The organism is Kribbella soli, assembly GCF_004331345.1.
GTDB classification, from domain to species: Bacteria; Actinomycetota; Actinomycetes; order Propionibacteriales; family Kribbellaceae; genus Kribbella; species Kribbella soli.
The window spans coordinates 341,712-357,428 of sequence record NZ_SJJZ01000003.1 but is presented as its reverse complement, the minus strand read 5'-3'; the positions used below and the strand labels follow the sequence as shown (position 1 = coordinate 357,428).

14 protein-coding genes are annotated in these 15,717 nt (G+C 66.9%); 11 read left to right on the top strand and 3 right to left on the bottom strand.

Annotation, left to right across the window (positions count from 1 at the left end; genetic code table 11):
• Nucleotides 1-63 precede the first annotated feature (63 nt).
• From E0H45_RS24655 to E0H45_RS24625, 7 genes are all read left to right on the top strand, one after another.
• Nucleotides 64-789 (top strand): transcriptional regulator, encoded by a 726-nt coding sequence (locus tag E0H45_RS24655; RefSeq protein WP_238155248.1) that lies wholly within the window; start codon nt 64-66, stop codon nt 787-789.
• Nucleotides 790-804: 15 nt separating this feature from the next.
• Nucleotides 805-1,392, top strand: coding sequence for an ANTAR domain-containing response regulator (locus tag E0H45_RS24650; RefSeq protein ID WP_131341447.1), 588 nt, complete (start codon nt 805-807; stop codon nt 1,390-1,392).
• 340 nt (nt 1,393-1,732) lie between these two features.
• A complete protein-coding gene (locus E0H45_RS24645) occupies nt 1,733-2,974 on the top strand; it encodes a branched-chain amino acid ABC transporter substrate-binding protein (protein ID WP_238155247.1) in 1,242 nt (413 codons plus the stop codon).
• A gap of 84 nt (nt 2,975-3,058) precedes the next feature.
• Nucleotides 3,059-4,375, top strand: a complete 1,317-nt coding sequence (locus tag E0H45_RS24640; protein WP_238155245.1) for a branched-chain amino acid ABC transporter permease — start codon at nt 3,059-3,061, stop codon at nt 4,373-4,375.
• Nucleotides 4,372-6,090, top strand: coding sequence for a branched-chain amino acid ABC transporter permease (locus E0H45_RS24635; protein ID WP_131341444.1), 1,719 nt, complete (start codon nt 4,372-4,374; stop codon nt 6,088-6,090). The genes E0H45_RS24640 and E0H45_RS24635 overlap by 4 nt, the downstream gene beginning before the upstream one ends.
• Complete coding sequence (locus E0H45_RS24630; RefSeq protein WP_131341441.1) at nt 6,087-6,941, top strand: ABC transporter ATP-binding protein; 855 nt, start codon at nt 6,087-6,089, stop codon at nt 6,939-6,941. The genes E0H45_RS24635 and E0H45_RS24630 overlap by 4 nt, the downstream gene beginning before the upstream one ends.
• The gene (locus E0H45_RS24625; RefSeq protein ID WP_131341438.1) at nt 6,941-7,657 is read left to right on the top strand and encodes an ABC transporter ATP-binding protein; all 717 of its coding nucleotides are present in this window, start codon (nt 6,941-6,943) and stop codon (nt 7,655-7,657) included. Before E0H45_RS24630 ends, E0H45_RS24625 begins: the two co-directional genes overlap by 1 nt.
• Before the next feature lie 16 nt (nt 7,658-7,673).
• Here the strand turns inward: E0H45_RS24625 and E0H45_RS24620 are convergent, their stop codons facing one another.
• Nucleotides 7,674-8,432: a DUF554 domain-containing protein gene (locus E0H45_RS24620; protein WP_131341436.1), complete on the bottom strand. Its 759-nt coding sequence runs from the start codon at nt 8,430-8,432 to the stop codon at nt 7,674-7,676.
• A 108-nt stretch (nt 8,433-8,540) separates the two neighbouring features.
• On the opposite strand from E0H45_RS24620, the gene E0H45_RS24615 reads away from it, so the two are divergent.
• The gene (locus E0H45_RS24615) at nt 8,541-9,131 is read left to right on the top strand and encodes a GNAT family N-acetyltransferase (protein WP_238155244.1); all 591 of its coding nucleotides are present in this window, start codon (nt 8,541-8,543) and stop codon (nt 9,129-9,131) included.
• Here the strand turns inward: E0H45_RS24615 and E0H45_RS24610 are convergent.
• On the bottom strand, nt 9,094-9,483 hold the full coding sequence (locus E0H45_RS24610; RefSeq protein WP_131343774.1) for a hotdog fold thioesterase: 390 nt from the start codon (nt 9,481-9,483) through the stop codon (nt 9,094-9,096). The genes E0H45_RS24615 and E0H45_RS24610 overlap by 38 nt on opposite strands.
• A gap of 104 nt (nt 9,484-9,587) precedes the next feature.
• On the opposite strand from E0H45_RS24610, the gene polA reads away from it, so the two are divergent.
• Nucleotides 9,588-12,290 (top strand): DNA polymerase I, encoded by a 2,703-nt coding sequence (gene polA, locus E0H45_RS24605; protein ID WP_131341431.1) that lies wholly within the window; start codon nt 9,588-9,590, stop codon nt 12,288-12,290.
• On the opposite strand, the gene E0H45_RS24600 is transcribed toward polA, so the two are convergent.
• Nucleotides 12,287-12,760 carry an NUDIX hydrolase gene (locus E0H45_RS24600; RefSeq protein WP_131341428.1) on the bottom strand — a complete coding sequence of 158 codons (474 nt, stop codon included), beginning with the start codon at nt 12,758-12,760 and terminating at the stop codon, nt 12,287-12,289. The genes polA and E0H45_RS24600 overlap by 4 nt on opposite strands.
• Before the next feature lie 250 nt (nt 12,761-13,010).
• On the opposite strand from E0H45_RS24600, the gene E0H45_RS24595 reads away from it, so the two are divergent.
• The gene (locus E0H45_RS24595) at nt 13,011-14,759 is read left to right on the top strand and encodes an extracellular solute-binding protein (RefSeq protein WP_165546584.1); all 1,749 of its coding nucleotides are present in this window, start codon (nt 13,011-13,013) and stop codon (nt 14,757-14,759) included.
• Complete coding sequence (locus E0H45_RS24590; protein ID WP_131341423.1) at nt 14,756-15,694, top strand: carbohydrate ABC transporter permease; 939 nt, start codon at nt 14,756-14,758, stop codon at nt 15,692-15,694. Before E0H45_RS24595 ends, E0H45_RS24590 begins: the two co-directional genes overlap by 4 nt.
• The last annotated feature ends 23 nt before the right edge of the window (nt 15,695-15,717 follow it).

Below are 15,717 nucleotides of genomic sequence, written 5' to 3'. Positions count from 1 at the left end.
TCTTCGGGACGATGTGGCATGGGTCACTTCAGGTCGCGGGAGACGGTGGAGTCCGCGTTGCGGATGTCGGGCGACGGTGTGCCTGATCGTGTCAACGCGGAGATCCATGGCGTTGCGCTGCAGACGATTCGGACGTGGCGTCGTCGCTACCAGATGGAAGGCCGGACGCGCGGCGGTGTTCGCGCCCAGGCCTCGTGCCCGCGGTGTGACGGGGCTGGTCTGGACGAGACGGCGTACGCGCTCCTGCTGGGGTGGTATCTGGGGGACGGTTCGATCGCGCGGGCGCGACGAGGTGTCTTCACGCTGCAGATCGCCAACGATGAGAGATACAGCGATCTGAACCAGGAGATCGCCGAGACGATCAAGCGCGTGAAGCCGAATGCGAGCCCCTGCCTGCGTGGTGGCGGCGGAGCGATCCGGGTAGAGGCTCGCTGGAAGCACTGGCCGTGTGTCTTTCCGCAGCACGGGCCTGGACGGAAGCATCTGCGGAAGATCGAGTTGGCGGACTGGCAGCGGGAGATTGTTGCCGAGTACCCCGAACAGTTGCTCCGGGGGCTGTTTCACTCGGATGGGTGCCGGTTCGTGAACTGGGCGAGTAAGCCGGACGGCAAGCGGTATTACTACCCGCGGTACATGTTCTCGAACGAGTCGGAGGACATCCGGAAAATTCTCACGGATGCGCTGGATCAGTTAGGGATTGCTTGGCGGCAGCCGCGGCGGAATGCCATCGCGGTGAGTCGGCGGGAGGCGGTTGCTGTGCTCGACACGTTTGTGGGGGCTAAGAGCTGACGTGGGGTCGCTAGGGTGTGCGGTGTGACTGCTAAGCGTGTGGTGATTGCCGAGGACGAGGCTTTGATTCGGATGGATCTGGCCGAGATGCTCGCGGAAGAGGGGTACGACGTCGTCGGGCAGGCGGGGGACGGCGAGGAGGCTATCCGGCTGGCGATCGACCTGCGGCCGGATCTGGTGATTCTCGACGTGAAGATGCCGAAGCTGGACGGGCTGAGCGCGGCCGAGAAGATCGCGGGGGAGCGGATCGCCCCGGTGCTGATGCTGACCGCGTTCTCGCAGCGGGAGCTGGTCGAGCGGGCGCGGGACGCCGGCGCGATGGCGTACCTGGTGAAGCCGTTCTCCAAGGCCGACCTGCTGCCCGCGATCGAGATCGCCGCATCCCGGTACGTCGAACTCGCCGAGCTGGAGCGGGAGGTCGCCGACCTGGCCGAGCGGCTGGAGACCCGCAAGCTGGTCGACCGGGCGAAGTCGATCCTGCAGACCAAGTTCGGGCTGTCCGAGCCGGACTCGTTCCGGTGGATCCAGAAGACCGCGATGGACAAGCGGGTCTCGATGCGCCAGGTCGCCGAGCTGGTCGTCAACGAAGCCGGAGATTCCTGATCGGGCGAGAACATCTGCCTGTCCATGCGCAATCTGCCGTCATCTGCTCGCAGTACCGGCGTGTCGTAACCGTGAGGTGAACGCTTACCGGCATTGGTGACAAACCGTGGCCGAGGCCGCCGGTCGCGTCGAGCGGATCTCACTGAGACAGTCCGCTCGCTGACTCTGTGTCACCGCATTTGGCGGTCGGACAGCAATCAGGTCATCGGACGATGCTTACCGGGGTAACGACCTCACAACACAGCCTGTGCGCTGTTCGCTTGGAACCACCGCTGGGTCTAACCTGCGGGTGCTCGTGGCAAATGCGCGAGAGTCCCGGATTCGCTGGGACTATCCAGACATGGGAGGAACAGTGCACCAGCGTTCCGTAGTACGGGTCGGCGCGTCGCTGATCGTTGCGTCGTTGGCCCTGACTGCCTGCGGCTCACGCAGTGGCAACGATTCTGGCGGGGGCTCCGAAGAAGCGACCAAGACCGCGAAGATCGGCGTCATCGCGCCGTTGTCCGGAGACTTGTCGGCTCTGGGTCTGGGTATCCAGCACTCCGTCGAACTCGCCGTGAAGCAGGCCAACGAAGCCAAGGCGATCCCGGGCTGGAAGCTCGAGGTAGTGCCGAAGGACGACGAGGGCAAGACCGAGCCGGGCAAGAACGCCGCCACCGCGCTCGCCAGCGACAAGGACGTGATCGGCGTCGTCGGCACGCTGAACACCAGCGTCAGCCAGCAGGTCCAGCCGGTGCTCGCGCCGAAGGACATCGTCCAGGTCTCCCCGGCCAACACCGGCCCCGGCCTGACCCAGGGCGCCAAGTGGCAGACCGAGCCGAAGCGGCCGTACCCGACGTACTTCCGTACCTGCACGACGGACGCGGTCCAGGGTCCGTTCGCGGCCCGGTACCTGTACGAGACCGCGAAGATCACCAAGGTCGCGACGATCCACGACAAGAAGGCGTACGGCCAGGGCCTGGTCGGCACCTTCACCGAGGAGTTCAAGAAGCTCGGTGGTCAGATCGTGTCGGCGCAGACGATCAACCCGGACGAGTCGAACTACCAGGCCGTGATCTCCGCGGTCAAGCCGTCCAACCCGCAGGCGGTCTACTACGGCGGTGAGTACCCGAACGCCGGGCCGCTCTCGCAGCAGATGAAGGCTGCCGGCCTGAACGTCCCGCTGATGGGCGGCGACGGCATCTTCGACCCGAAGTACATCACCCTGGCCGGAAAGACGGCCGACAACGACCTGGCCACCTCGGTCGGCGCCCCGGTCGACAGCCTGGAGTCGGCGAAGAAGTTCGTCGCGGACTACACCGCTGAGAAGTACAAGGAGCCGTACGCCGCTTACGGTGGCTACTCGTACGACGCTGCGAACGCGATCATCGCCGCGCTGAAGGAGTCGCTGAAGAGCGCCACGGACGTCGAGTCCGCGCGCAAGGCGACGGTCGACGCGATGGCCAAGGTCAGCTTCGACGGTGTGACCGGCAAGGTCGCGTTCGACCAGTACGGCGACACCACGTCGAAGGTCCTGACCGTCTACAAGGTTGCCGGTGGCAAGTGGGCGACCGTGGAGACCAAGGACTTCGAGACCAAGTAAGCAGAGTCGACCTCATGTCTCGGGGGTGGGAGCGATCCTCCCACCCCCGTGGCATGTCATAACCGAGGCAGATGGGAGGTCGACGTGGACCAGTTCTTCCAGCAACTCGTCAACGGGTTGACCTTGGGCTCGCTGTACGCCCTGATCGCGGTCGGGTACACGGTCGTGTACGGCATCGTGCAGCTCATCAACTTCGCCCACGGCGAGGTGTTCATGATCGGCGCGTTCGGCGCGCTGACGACGTACCTGTTGTTCTTCGACGGCAAGACCAATGTATGGATCCTGCCGATCATGATCGTCGGCGCCATGATCGCGTCGGTCGGCACCGCGGTGCTGATGGAGCGTGTCGCGTACCGTCCCCTGCGGAACGCGCCACGACTCGCGCCGCTGATCACGGCGATCGGCATCTCCGTGTTCCTGCAGGAGTTCGTCCGCCTCTTCTACGAGGAGCCCGCCTGGACGGTGTTGGTGTTCGCCGGTCTGGCGATCGCCGTCGGCTACGTCGCCGGCGGACGGGTGGCCAAGGTGGACCTGAACCACCCGGTGTCCAGGTGGTACGACCGGGCCCCGCTGCTCGGCGGCGCAGGTGGCGCCGTCGGCCTGTGGAGCGTCGTACGGCTGATCAACCGCGATCTCAACCCGCTGCTGGTCGTCGGCGTGATCGTGCTCGGCGCAGTGGTCGGCACCGCGATCGGCTGGCTGGCCGGTCTGGCGGTACGACGGAACGCCCGGGCCGAGATACCGGTTCCGGCGATCGCGGCCGCCGCTGTCGGTGGCGCCGTCGTCGCCGAGGTCGGCTGGCTGCTCTACAAGAAGCTGATCACCACTGTCGAGTGGCCGAGCGCCAAGCTGCGCATCCCGTTCCCGCAGATCGACGTGGTGACGGGCAAGGCGCTGCAGGTCGGCGGTGTGACGATCCAGCGGTCCGCGCTCTTCACGGTCGGGGCGCTCGTGATCTGCGCGGTCCTGCTCTGGTTCTTCATCAACCGGACCCGGATCGGCCGCGGTATGCAGGCGGTCTCGCAGGACCCGGACACGGCACGGCTGATGGGAATCAACGTCGACCGGATCATCGTGGTCGCCTTCGCCCTCGGTGCGGTGCTCGCCGCGATCGCCGGCGTCTCCCAGGGCCTGCAGAACACCAACATCGACTTCCGGATGGGCTTCCTGGCCGGTCTGAAGGCGTTCACCGCCGCCGTGCTCGGCGGTATCGGCAACATCTACGGTGCGGTCGCCGGTGGTCTGGTCCTCGGCGTCGTCGAGGCGATGGCCACGCAGTACATCCCCGGCCAGTTCGGCGGTAGTACCTGGAAAGACGTGTGGGCGTTCGTCATTCTGATCCTGGTTCTGGTGTTCAGGCCGCAGGGCCTGCTGGGCGCGAGGGTGGTGGACCGCGCATGACCGATATCGACACTCCTGTCGACGACATCTCGGAGGCTCCGGTGGCGAAGCCGGGCAAGCCGATCGCCTGGCCGCTGGGCCTGGCCGGCGTGGCGCTGGTGATCGTCGGCTCGTTCCTGTCCTGGAGCTACGACGGTCAGATCCTGAACGACCTGTCGATCAACTTCTACCCGAACGGCCTGCAGATCCTGGCGATCATCCTCGCCCTGCTGTCGCTCGTGCTGCTGCTCGTCGAGAAGGGGCCGCTGGTCAAGCTGGGCTCGTGGCTGGACGCGACCCTCGGTCTGCGGGCCCTCGGCGTCGGGCTGGTGCTGTACATGGTGCTGGCCCTGGTCGCGATCTCGGTGGAGTCCGACGGCCTGATCAACGTCAACCCGGGCGGGTACGTCACGCTCGTCGGCGGCTTGCTGATCGCGGTGTCCGCGTGGATGCTGCCGTTGCACCAGCTGCGGGACATGAGCGAGGCGCGGATGCCGGCCTGGTTCGACATCCTCTCGATCGCGGTCCTGATGGCGGCCTTGCTGTTCACCGCGGCGTACGCGCTCGCTCAGACCGAGGCCTGGCCGCTGATCCTGTGCCTGGTGTTCGTCGGGGCGGCCGCGACCTGCCTGTTCCGGTGCGGGGTGATGACGTTCGTCAGCCACGCCGGACAGCGGCACCGCAAGGTGCTGACCCTGGCGGCGTTCGCGGCGGCGTTCCTGTTCCCGTTCACCCAGAACGGGGACGACACGAACATGTCGATCGCGGGCTCGGTGCTGGTCTTCAGCGCCACCGCGATGGGTCTGAACATCGTGGTCGGCCTGGCCGGCCTGCTGGACCTCGGGTACATCGCGTTCCTGGGATCGGGTGCGTACGTCGCGGCGACGCTGTCGACGTCGGCGTTCGCGACCATCGACTGGAAGCCGCCGTTCCTGATCGTGGTGCTGGTCGGCGCCTGTGTGGCGGCGACACTCGGCCTGATCATCGGTTCGCCGACGCTGCGGGTCTCCGGCGACTACCTGGCCATCGTGACGCTGGGCTTCGGTGAGATCTTCCGGTTCTCGATGTTCAACCTGGACGGCAACAACGGGCCGAACCTGACCAACGGCCCGAACGGTATCCCGGGCATCCCGGACCTGGTGTTGTTCGGCTTCGACTTCGGTACCGACCACACGGTCGCGGGTGTCGAACTCACCCGGAACGCGAACTACTACTTCCTGCTGCTGATCCTGGTCGGCTTCGTCATCCTGACGTTCTCCCGGCTGAACAACAGCCGGATCGGGCGCGGCTGGGTGGCGATCCGGGAGGACGAGAAGGCCGCCGAGGCGATGGGCGTGAACGTGTTCGGGCTGAAGCTGCTCGCGTTCGCGATCGGCGCCTTCCTGGCCGGTATGGCGGGCACGGTCAAGGCCCACCAGGACGGCGCGGTGAGTCCGGACCAGTACATCTTCCTGGAGTCGGCGTTCCTGCTGGCCGCGATCGTGCTGGGCGGTATGGGCACCATCGTCGGGGTGTTGCTGGGTGCAACGATCCTGAAGGTGCTGCCGGAGAAGCTGCGGTTCTTCCTCGAGTACCGGCTGCTGCTGTTCGGCCTGCTGCTGGTGCTGATGATGCGGTTCCGGCCCGAGGGGCTGGTCGCGAGCAGACGCCGGAAGCTGGAGTTCCACGAGGAGGACGAGGCGCTGGCCGTCGCGGTCGAAGAGGAACGGCTGATCGCGGTGGAGGAGGCGAAATGACGGTGACCGAAACTCAGGACGTGGCCGCACGGCCGATCGGCGACCCGGTCCTGGAAGCCTCCGGTGTGACTATGCGGTTCGGCGGTCTGCTGGCGGTCAACGACGTCAACCTGACCGTCCGCGAGGGCGAGATCGTCGGTCTGATCGGCCCGAACGGCGCCGGCAAGACGACGTTCTTCAACTGCCTCACCGGTCTCTACAAGCCGACCAGCGGGCAGGTCCGGTTCTCCGGTACGCCGTTGCCGCCCAAGCCGCGGGCCGTGGTCCGGGCCGGGATGGCGCGGACGTTCCAGAACATCCGGCTGTTCGCGAACATGACCGCGCTGGAGAACGTGATGGTCGGGCGGTACTGCCGGACCAGCGCCGGCGCGCTCACGTCGGTGCTGCACGGCCCGAAGTTCCGCCGCGAGGAGGCGGCCACCCGGGCCCGGGCCCAGGAACTGCTCGAGTTCGTCGGGCTCGGCCGGTCGACCGAGCACCTGGCCCGGAACATGCCGTACGGCGACCAGCGCCGGCTCGAGATCGCGCGGGCCCTGGCCACCGACCCGAAGCTCATCCTGCTGGACGAGCCGACTGCCGGTATGAACCCGCAGGAGACCCGGCAGGCCAGTGACCTGATCTTCAAGATCCGGGACTCCGGGCTGTCGGTCGTGGTGATCGAGCACGACATGCGGTTCATCTTCAACCTCTGCGACCGGGTGCTCTGCCTGGTCCAGGGGGCGGCCCTGATCGAGGGCACCCCCGAGGAGGTGCAGTCCGACCCGCGGGTGATCGAGGCCTACATCGGCACCGGCGAGGACGACGACGAGGACGAAGGCCCGCAGGACGACGTACCCGGAGGGGAGGTCTGATGGCCGCGATGCTCGAGGTCAAGGACCTGGAAGTTGCCTACGGCAAGATCCTTGCGGTGAAGAAGATCAGCTTCAGCGTGGAGCAGGGGCAGGTGGTGTCGCTGATCGGCACCAACGGCGCCGGCAAGACCACCACGCTGAAGACGATCTCGGGTCTGCTCCGGCCGACCGGCGGGGAGGTCTGGTTCCAGGGCGAGCGGATCGACCACGTGGCGGCGCACGACATCGTCACCCGCGGTCTGGCGCACTCGCCCGAGGGCCGGCGGATCTTCCCGCGGCTGTCGGTCGAGGAGAACCTGCTGCTCGGCGCGTTCTCCCGTCGGGATCCCGCGGGCGTGCGCTCCGACCTGAAGGCGGCGTACGACCTGTTCCCGATCCTGGGGGAGCGGCGCAAGCAGCCGGCCGGTACGTTCTCCGGCGGTGAGCAGCAGATGCTGGCGATGGGCCGGGCGATGATGAGCCGGCCGAAGCTGCTGATGCTGGACGAGCCCTCGATGGGTCTGTCGCCGATCATGATGAAGCGGATCATGACGACGGTGAGCGAGCTGCAACGGCAGGGTACGACGATCCTGCTGGTCGAGCAGAACGCCCAGGCCGCGCTGAAGCGGGCCGACTACGGGTACGTGCTCGAGGTCGGGAAGGTCGTGCTGTCCGGCACCGGCCGGGACCTGCTGGTGAACGACTCGGTCCGGAAGGCCTATCTGGGCGAGGACTGACGCGGTTGCTGCTGGTTCAGTTGCGGATGACAACGAGCAACTGAACCAGCAGCGGCGCGACGATCAACGCCGGCAGCAGGTCGGCGACGGCCACCTGCTTCAGCTTGAGCAGCCGCAGCGCGACACCGATGAGCATCACGCCACCTGTCGCGCCGAGTGCGATCACGTGAGCATCTGGCAGTACGTCGCCCAGTACCGCACCGACGGCCGTCATCGAGCCCTGTACGACGAGGATCACCAAGGCCGACGCGGCGACGCCCCAGCCGAACGACGCGGCGAAGGCGATCGACGTGAAGCCGTCCAGAACCGCCTTCAAGAACAGCTGATCCGCGCCGCGGCCGAGTCCGTCGGACAAGGCGCCGAGAAACGTCAGCGGGCCGACGCAGAACACCATCGACGCGGACACGAACCCTTCGACGAACGTGCTCTGCCCTTCGCCGCGGTCGAACCGGCGCTGCATCCACGCGCCGAAACCCTCCAGCCGCTGCTCGATCCTGAGCAGCGATCCGACGATCCCGCCGATCAGCATCGCGCCCAGCACGATCAGGATCGGGGCGCTGTCGCCGACCGCGTCGCTGAGTGTGTGGTCGCCGACGGCGAGTGCAGAAGAAATTGCGATGAGGAGCGTGACCAGGCCGATCGCGTCGGTGACGAGGTCCCTGGTGCGGTGACTGAGCCGGTGGCCGACGAGTACGCCGAGTACCGAACCGACGAGCACTGTCGCGACGTTCACGACGGTCCCGATCCCGATGAACAAACTGGTCCCTCCGGACATCTGTGGTCAGCTTTGCATGTGACCCCCGAGGGCCTACTGTTGCGCGAGGACGAGCGTATCCGCCCGTCTGTTCACCTCGGGGGTGGACCGTACCGGGAGGTCGCTGTGGTGGCTGCCGTCGAGGTGAGGGACGCCCGGCCGAGCGACGCCGACGCGCTGGTGGCGCTGTGGCGTGAGCTCAGCACCGCTGCCGGTCTGCCGTCCCGGCTCCCGGCCCCGCCGTCGCCCGCTGCGGCCGAGGTTGCCGTCAGCAAGCATCTGGACGACCCGTTCGGCCGGTTGCTGGTGGTCGAGCTGGACGGTCACGTGCACGGGATGGCGTATCTGCGCCGGACCATGATCAGTCCGCTGCACGACGACTCGACCGTCACGGTCGAGTACCTGCACGTCAGCGACACGTCCCGCCGGCACGGCCTCGGGAAGGCACTGATCGCGGAAGCGGTCGCCTGGGCCGAGCACGAGAGCTGCCTCCACCTGGCCGTGGTCGCGCCCGCGATCGCCCGCGAGGCGAACCGCTTCCTCGCCCGCCTCGGCCTCGGGCAGGCCGGCGTACTGCGGTTCGCGAACACGCACACCGTACGTCGCCGGCTCAACGCCGAGCATGCGCCGAACCTGCTCGCCCTGCTGTCGTCGCGCCGCTCGGCGATCGCCCGTCGCGCGGTCAGCTCCCGGGCGGAGCCTGAATCAGCTGGCAAGTGATCCGGGCGGTGCACACCCGCTTGTCCCGGTCGTCGGTGACGACCACCTCGTACGACGTGGTGGTCCGGCCGAGGTAGATCGGTGTCGCGACGCCGGTGACGACCCCGTCGCGGACCGCGCGGTGGTGGGTCGCGTTGATGTCGACGCCGACCGCGACCTTCCCGGACGTCGCCGCGTGCAGCGCCGACCCGATCGAGCCGAGGCTCTCGGCCAGCACACAGGACGCGCCGCCGTGCAGGAGGCCGTACGGCTGCGTGTTGCCCTTGACGGGCATCGTCGCGACCACCCGTTCGGGTGACGCTTCGCTGACAACGATTCCCATCAGCTGGAGGAGGGTGCCCTCCATGCCCATACCTGGTCCGAGGTTCGTTTCATCTGTCACGGAAGCAGTGTGTCAGAACTGTCCACGGGACCCACTAGAGTCGGTGTGTGGCTCCAGATACCGACACTTCTACGATGACCAAGGACTCCGCAACCCCGGGCACCGGGCGACCGCGGGTCCTGCTGCTGGACGGGCACTCCCTGGCGTACCGGGCGTTCTACGCGCTCCCGGTGGAGAACTTCTCCACCACCACCGGGCAGCACACCAACGCGGTGTACGGGTTCACCTCGATGCTGATCAACATGCTGCGCGACGAGCAGCCCACGCATGTCTGTGTCGCGTTCGACGTGTCCCGCAAGACGTTCCGCTCCGAGCAGTACACGGAGTACAAGGCGGGCCGGTCGAAGTCGCCGGACGAGTTCAAGGGGCAGATCTCGCTGGTCAAGGAGGTGCTGGAGGCGCTCCGGATCCCGACCACGGAGATCGACGGCTGGGAGGCCGACGACATCATCGCGACGCTCGCCACGCAGGCGTCCGAGCAGGGCTTCGAGGTGCTGATCAGCAGCGGTGACCGGGACTCGTTCCAGCTGGTCAGCGAGGACGTCACGGTGCTGTACCCGAAGCGCGGCGTGTCCGAGATCGCCCGGATGGACCCGGCCGCGATCGAGGAGAAGTACGGCGTCGGCCCGCGGCTGTATCCGGATCTCGCCGCGCTGGTGGGGGAGCAGAGCGACAACCTCCCGGGCGTGCCCGGGGTCGGCCCGAAGACGGCGGCCAAGTGGCTGAACCAGTTCGGCTCGCTGAACGACGTGATCGACCGGGTGAACGAGATCAAGGGCAAGGCCGGTGAGTCGCTGCGTGAGCACCTCGCCGACGTGATCCGGAACCGGCAGATCAACGAGCTGGTCCGCGACCTGACACTGGACGTCTCGGTCGACGACCTGGCCCGTATCCCGTGGGACCGGGAGAAGGTGCACACGCTGTTCGACAGCCTGGAGTTCCGGGTGCTGCGCGAGCGGCTGGTCGCCGAGCACGAGGAGGTCGACGCGGCCGTCGACCACGGCTTCGAGCTGGAGGGCGTGCAGCTGAAGCCGGGCGAGGTGGGGGCCTGGCTGAAGGAGCACGTGAGCGGCGGTGACCGCGTCGGTGTCGCGGTGCAGGGCAGCTGGGGCGGCGGCACCGGTCAGATCACCGGTCTGGCGCTGGCGAACACGTCCGGTGCGGCGGCCTGGTTCGACCCGACCACGATGACGCCGGACGACGAGTCCGCCTGGCAGGCCTGGCTCGCCGACGAGAAGCAGCCGAAGGCGCTGCACGATGTGAACGGCCCGCTGCTCGGCTTCCTGGAGCGCGGCTGGACCCTGGCCGGCCTCAGCTCGGACACCCAGCTCAGTGCGTACCTGGTCCGCCCGGATCAGCGGGCGTACGACCTCGCCGACCTCACCGTTCGGTACCTCAAGCGCGAGCTGCGCAACGAGGAGGCCGAGAACGGCCAGCTCAGCTTCGACGACGTCGAGGGCGGGCCGGCCGCGGACCACACGATGCTGCGCGCCCGCGCGATCGCGGACCTCGCGGACACTCTCGACGCCGAGCTCGAGAAGCAGGCCGGTACGGCGCTGCTCGCGGACGTCGAGCTGCCGCTGATCCAGGTGATCGCCGCGATGGAGCGGGACGGGATCGCGGTCGACCGGGCGTACCTGGAACAGCTCGAGGAGCGGTTCGCCACCGGCGTACGGGACGCGGCCACGTCGGCGTACGAGGTGATCGGCAAGGAGATCAACCTCGGGTCGCCGAAGCAGCTGCAGGTGGTGCTGTTCGACGAGCTGCAGATGCCGAAGACCAAGCGGACCAAGACCGGGTACACCACGGACGCGGACTCGCTGCAGGCGCTGTTCGAGAAGACCGAGCACCCGTTCCTGGCGTACCTGCTGGCGCACCGGGACGCGACCCGGCTGCGGCAGACGGTCGAGGGTCTGCTGAAGACGATCAGCCCGCGCGACGGCCGGATCCACACGACGTTCAACCAGACCATCGCGGCGACCGGTCGGCTGAGCTCGACCGAGCCGAACCTGCAGAACATCCCGATCCGCACCGAGGAAGGGCGCCGGATCCGGCAGGCGTTCGTGGTCGGCGAGGGCAACGAGTCGCTGATGTCGGCGGACTACAGCCAGATCGAGATGCGGATCATGGCGCACGTGTCGAAGGACCAGGGCCTGATCGACGCGTTCAACTCCGGGATGGACTTCCACTCGGTGACCGCGTCCCGGGTGTTCTCGGTCGAGCCGTCCGCGGTGACCCAGGAGCAGCGCGCGAAGATCAAGGCGATGAACTACGGGCTCGCGTACGGCCTGTCGGCGTACGGGCTGAGCCAGCAGCTGAAGATCGGTGTCGACGAGGCCAAGGGCCTGATGGACGAGTACTTCGAGGGCTTCGGCGGGGTCCGGGACTACCTGCGGTCGATCGTGATCGACGCCGGTAAGACCGGGTACACCGAGACGATCCTGGGCCGCCGGCGGTACCTGCCGGACCTGACCAGCGACAACCGGCAGCGCCGCGAGATGGCCGAGCGGATGGCGCTGAACGCGCCGATCCAGGGGTCGGCCGCGGACGTCATCAAGATGGCGATGCTGAAGGTCGAGCGGTCGCTGCGCGAGTCCGGCCTGAAGTCACGGATGCTGCTCCAGGTCCACGACGAACTCGTCTTCGAGATCGCCCCCGGCGAACGCGAGGCCCTCGAGGACCTGGTCCGCCACGACATGGGCCACGCCGTCGACATGGCCGTCCCGCTGGACGTGTCTGTCGGCGTCGGCCGCACCTGGCACGAGGCCGCCCACTAAGAGGTCGCGAACACCGGTAGGGGATCGGGGGAGAGGGCTCGCTGGATGCAGGCTCTCTCCCGGTCGGTGAGGTCTGGGAGGTCGTTCAGGGGCCACCAGCGGACGTCGAGGGACTCGTCGTCGTTGACGCGGGGCTCGCCGCGGACGGGGCGGCAGCGGAAGCAGAGGTCGAGGAACTGGACCTGGTCGCCGTTCGGGTAGCTGCCGGGTGGGAGTGACTCGACGCTGACCAGGCGCTCGACGACTGCCTCGACCGCGGTCTCCTCCTGGATCTCGCGCACCAGCCCGACGGCCGGCTGCTCACCCGGCTCGAGGATCCCGGCAACCAGGCTCCACCGGCCGTTGTCGGCGCGTTCGACGAGGAGCACCTCGTCGCGGTCGTTGAGCACGACCGCGGTCAGCCCGCTCAGCCACAACAGGTCGTGCCCGATCTTCTCGCGCAGGTCGAGGACGAATTTCGGTGTCGGCATGCCCAGAACCCTACCGAGGCCGGCGTCCAGGACTTTCTTCGCCGCAAGAAATTTGGGTGGCCGAACGCAAGCGGCAAGCGTTTGCCGCGCAAGATACGAACAGTGATTGATCGATCCCGATCGGTATCGGACGAGACCTTCCGTCGGGTCGCGTTGTATGTCATTCTCCCGGGCAAAAGATCCGAGATCCTATCGGATATTGCTCTCGGATCTTTCGTCTCCGTTCCGACCCCGCCGCCTAGGAGGAACCATGCCGAACGATCACGCACGCCCGGGACTCAGCCGCCGATCACTCATCGCCGGAGCCCTCGGACTGACCGCGGCCGCCGGCGGCGGTGTGCTCAGCGCGTGCAGTGGCTCGAGCAACGCCGGCACCGCAGCCCCGGGTTCAGGCGCCGCGGCGCCCAGCGTCACGCTCGGCCCGAAGCTGGCGACAGTGCAGTATCCGGAGGGGTACGTCGGCCCGGTCGCCCGCACGCTGACGCCGATCACGACCGAGAAGACGACGTTCAAGATCGTCGTCAAGCAGGACGTGACGATCGGCGACTGGAAGACCAACGCGTTCACCAAGTGGCTGGAGCAGAAGACCGGGATCCACATCGAGTGGATGCAGGTCGGCGGCACCGACGACGACGTGATGACCAAGGTCAACGCGATGATCGCCGCCGGTGACATCCCGGACGCCTTCCTCGGGATCGCGTTCACCCGGTCGCAACTGTTCCTGTACGGCCAGCAGGGACTGTTCACCGACGTCGGCCAGTACATCGACGGGTACGCGCTGAACCTGCAGCAGGCGATGAAGGACTATCCCGACACCCGCAAGCTGATCCAGGCGCCGGACAAGAAGATCTACTCCTTCCCCGGCATCAACGACTGCTACCACTGCCGGGCCAGCGACGGCCGCGCCTGGCTGAACACCGAGTGGATCAAGCAGGTCGGGCTGGCCATGCCGCAGACCACCGACGAGTTCCACGAAGTACTGCGCGCATTCAAGAAGGCCGACCTGGCGGGCAACGGCAAGACGATTCCGTTCGCCGGCTACAAGGACTCCCCGATCGACCCGTTCTTCATGAACCCGTTCCTCTACAACCCGGGTGAGCCGTGGCTGGTGGTTCGCGACGGCAAGGTCGACGTCGCGTTCGACAAGGACGAGTGGCGTGAGGGGCTGAAGTTCGTGAACAGCCTGTACAAGGACGGGCTGATCAACCGGGACGTGTTCACCGCCGACGAGGACCAGCTGAAGCGCTACGGCAACGCGTCCGGCAAGCCGCTGATCGGGGGCGCGCGGACGAACTACTGGGGCGTCTTCCTGGACATCGACCAGAAGGACCCGCACGCGCGCTGGCGCCAGTACGAGGCGTGCCCGCCGCTGAAGGGACCGAACGGCGTCCAGTACGCCGCGTGGGACTACACCGGCGTCGGCGTCGAGGTGGCCCACCTGGTGATCACCAAGAAGTGCGCCAAGCCGGAGCAGTTGGTCCAGTGGGCCGACGCCCAGTACGAGCTGGAGGCGATCCTGCGCGGATACGGCGGTCCGGCGTTCTCGTGGGCGAAGAAGGGCGAGCTCGGGATCAACGGCAAGCAGGCGGTCTACGGGTTCGACGCGACCTGGAACTCGCAGAAGAACATCAACTGGAGCCAGGACAACCCGATGTACCGGTCCCAGGACTTCCGGCTCAGTGAGCGGGTGAACCCGAAGGACATGACCTTCGAGAAGCCGCTCTACGAGCAGACCAGGGACAAGTACTTCCCGCACAAGCAGCCGCCGGAGATGCAGTTCCCGCCGGTCACCCTGGACCAGGACCAGGCCGCGCAGGAGGCGGAGCTGAGGACCAACCTCAAGGGCGAGGTGAACCAGTCGTTCGCCAAGTTCCTCACCGGGCAGCTCGACCCCAACGACGACGGTGCGTGGAACGACTACAAGGGCCGGGTCGCGAAGATCGGCGTGAAGCCGTATCTGGAACTCCAGCAGACCGCCTACGAGACGTACAACGGATGAGCGCGGGAACGACGCTGGCGCCGGACGAGCGGCGGCTCGGGGCCGGTGCGCCGATCCAGGACACCAAGAGCGACAAGATCGCGCTGGCCTGTATCTACACCGCCCTCGGGCTCTTCTGCCTGGCGGTGCTGTACCCGATCGTCTACGTCCTCAGTGCCTCCGTCAGCAACACCAAGCTGGTGTCCGCCGGCGAGGTGTGGCTGTGGCCGGTCGGGTTCACGCTGGATGCGTACAAGGCGATCCTCGACTACAAGTCGATCGTCAGCGGCTTCGGCAACTCGGTGTTCTACGCGGTCGCCGGCGCTCTGGTCGCCACGATCCTCACGCTGCTCGCGGCGTACCCGTTGTCGCGGAAGGGGCTGCCGGGCAAAGGGATCATCATGGCGGCGTTCGTGTTCACGATGATGTTCAGCGGTGGGCTGATCCCGACGTATCTGGTCGTGCACGAGCTGGGGTTGCTGAACACGCGGTGGGCGATGATCCTGCCGACCGCGCTGGCGGTCTGGAACGTGATCATTACCCGGACCTACTTCATGGTGACGATCCCGGAGGAGTTGGTGGAGGCCGGGAAGGTGGACGGCTGCAGCGACTTCGGGTTCTTCTGGCGCGTCGTCCTGCCGCTGAGCAAGCCGATCATCGCGGTGAATCTGCTGTTCTACGCGGTCGGTTCGTGGAACTCGTTCTTCAACGCGCTGATCTACCTGACCAACGAGCACCTGTTCCCGTTGCAGGTGATCCTGCGGCAGATCTTGCTCCAGACCAAGGTCGACCCGTCGCAGATGGCCGACACCAGCAAGCTGGCGCAGATGCAGGAGTTGCAGCAGCAGCTGAAGTACTCGCTGATCGTGATCGGCATGATTCCGCCGCTGCTGGTCTACCCCTTCGTCCAGAAGCACTTCGTCAAGGGAGCCATGATCGGCTCCCTGAAGGGATGAGGTCTCGTGGCCACAACAGAAAC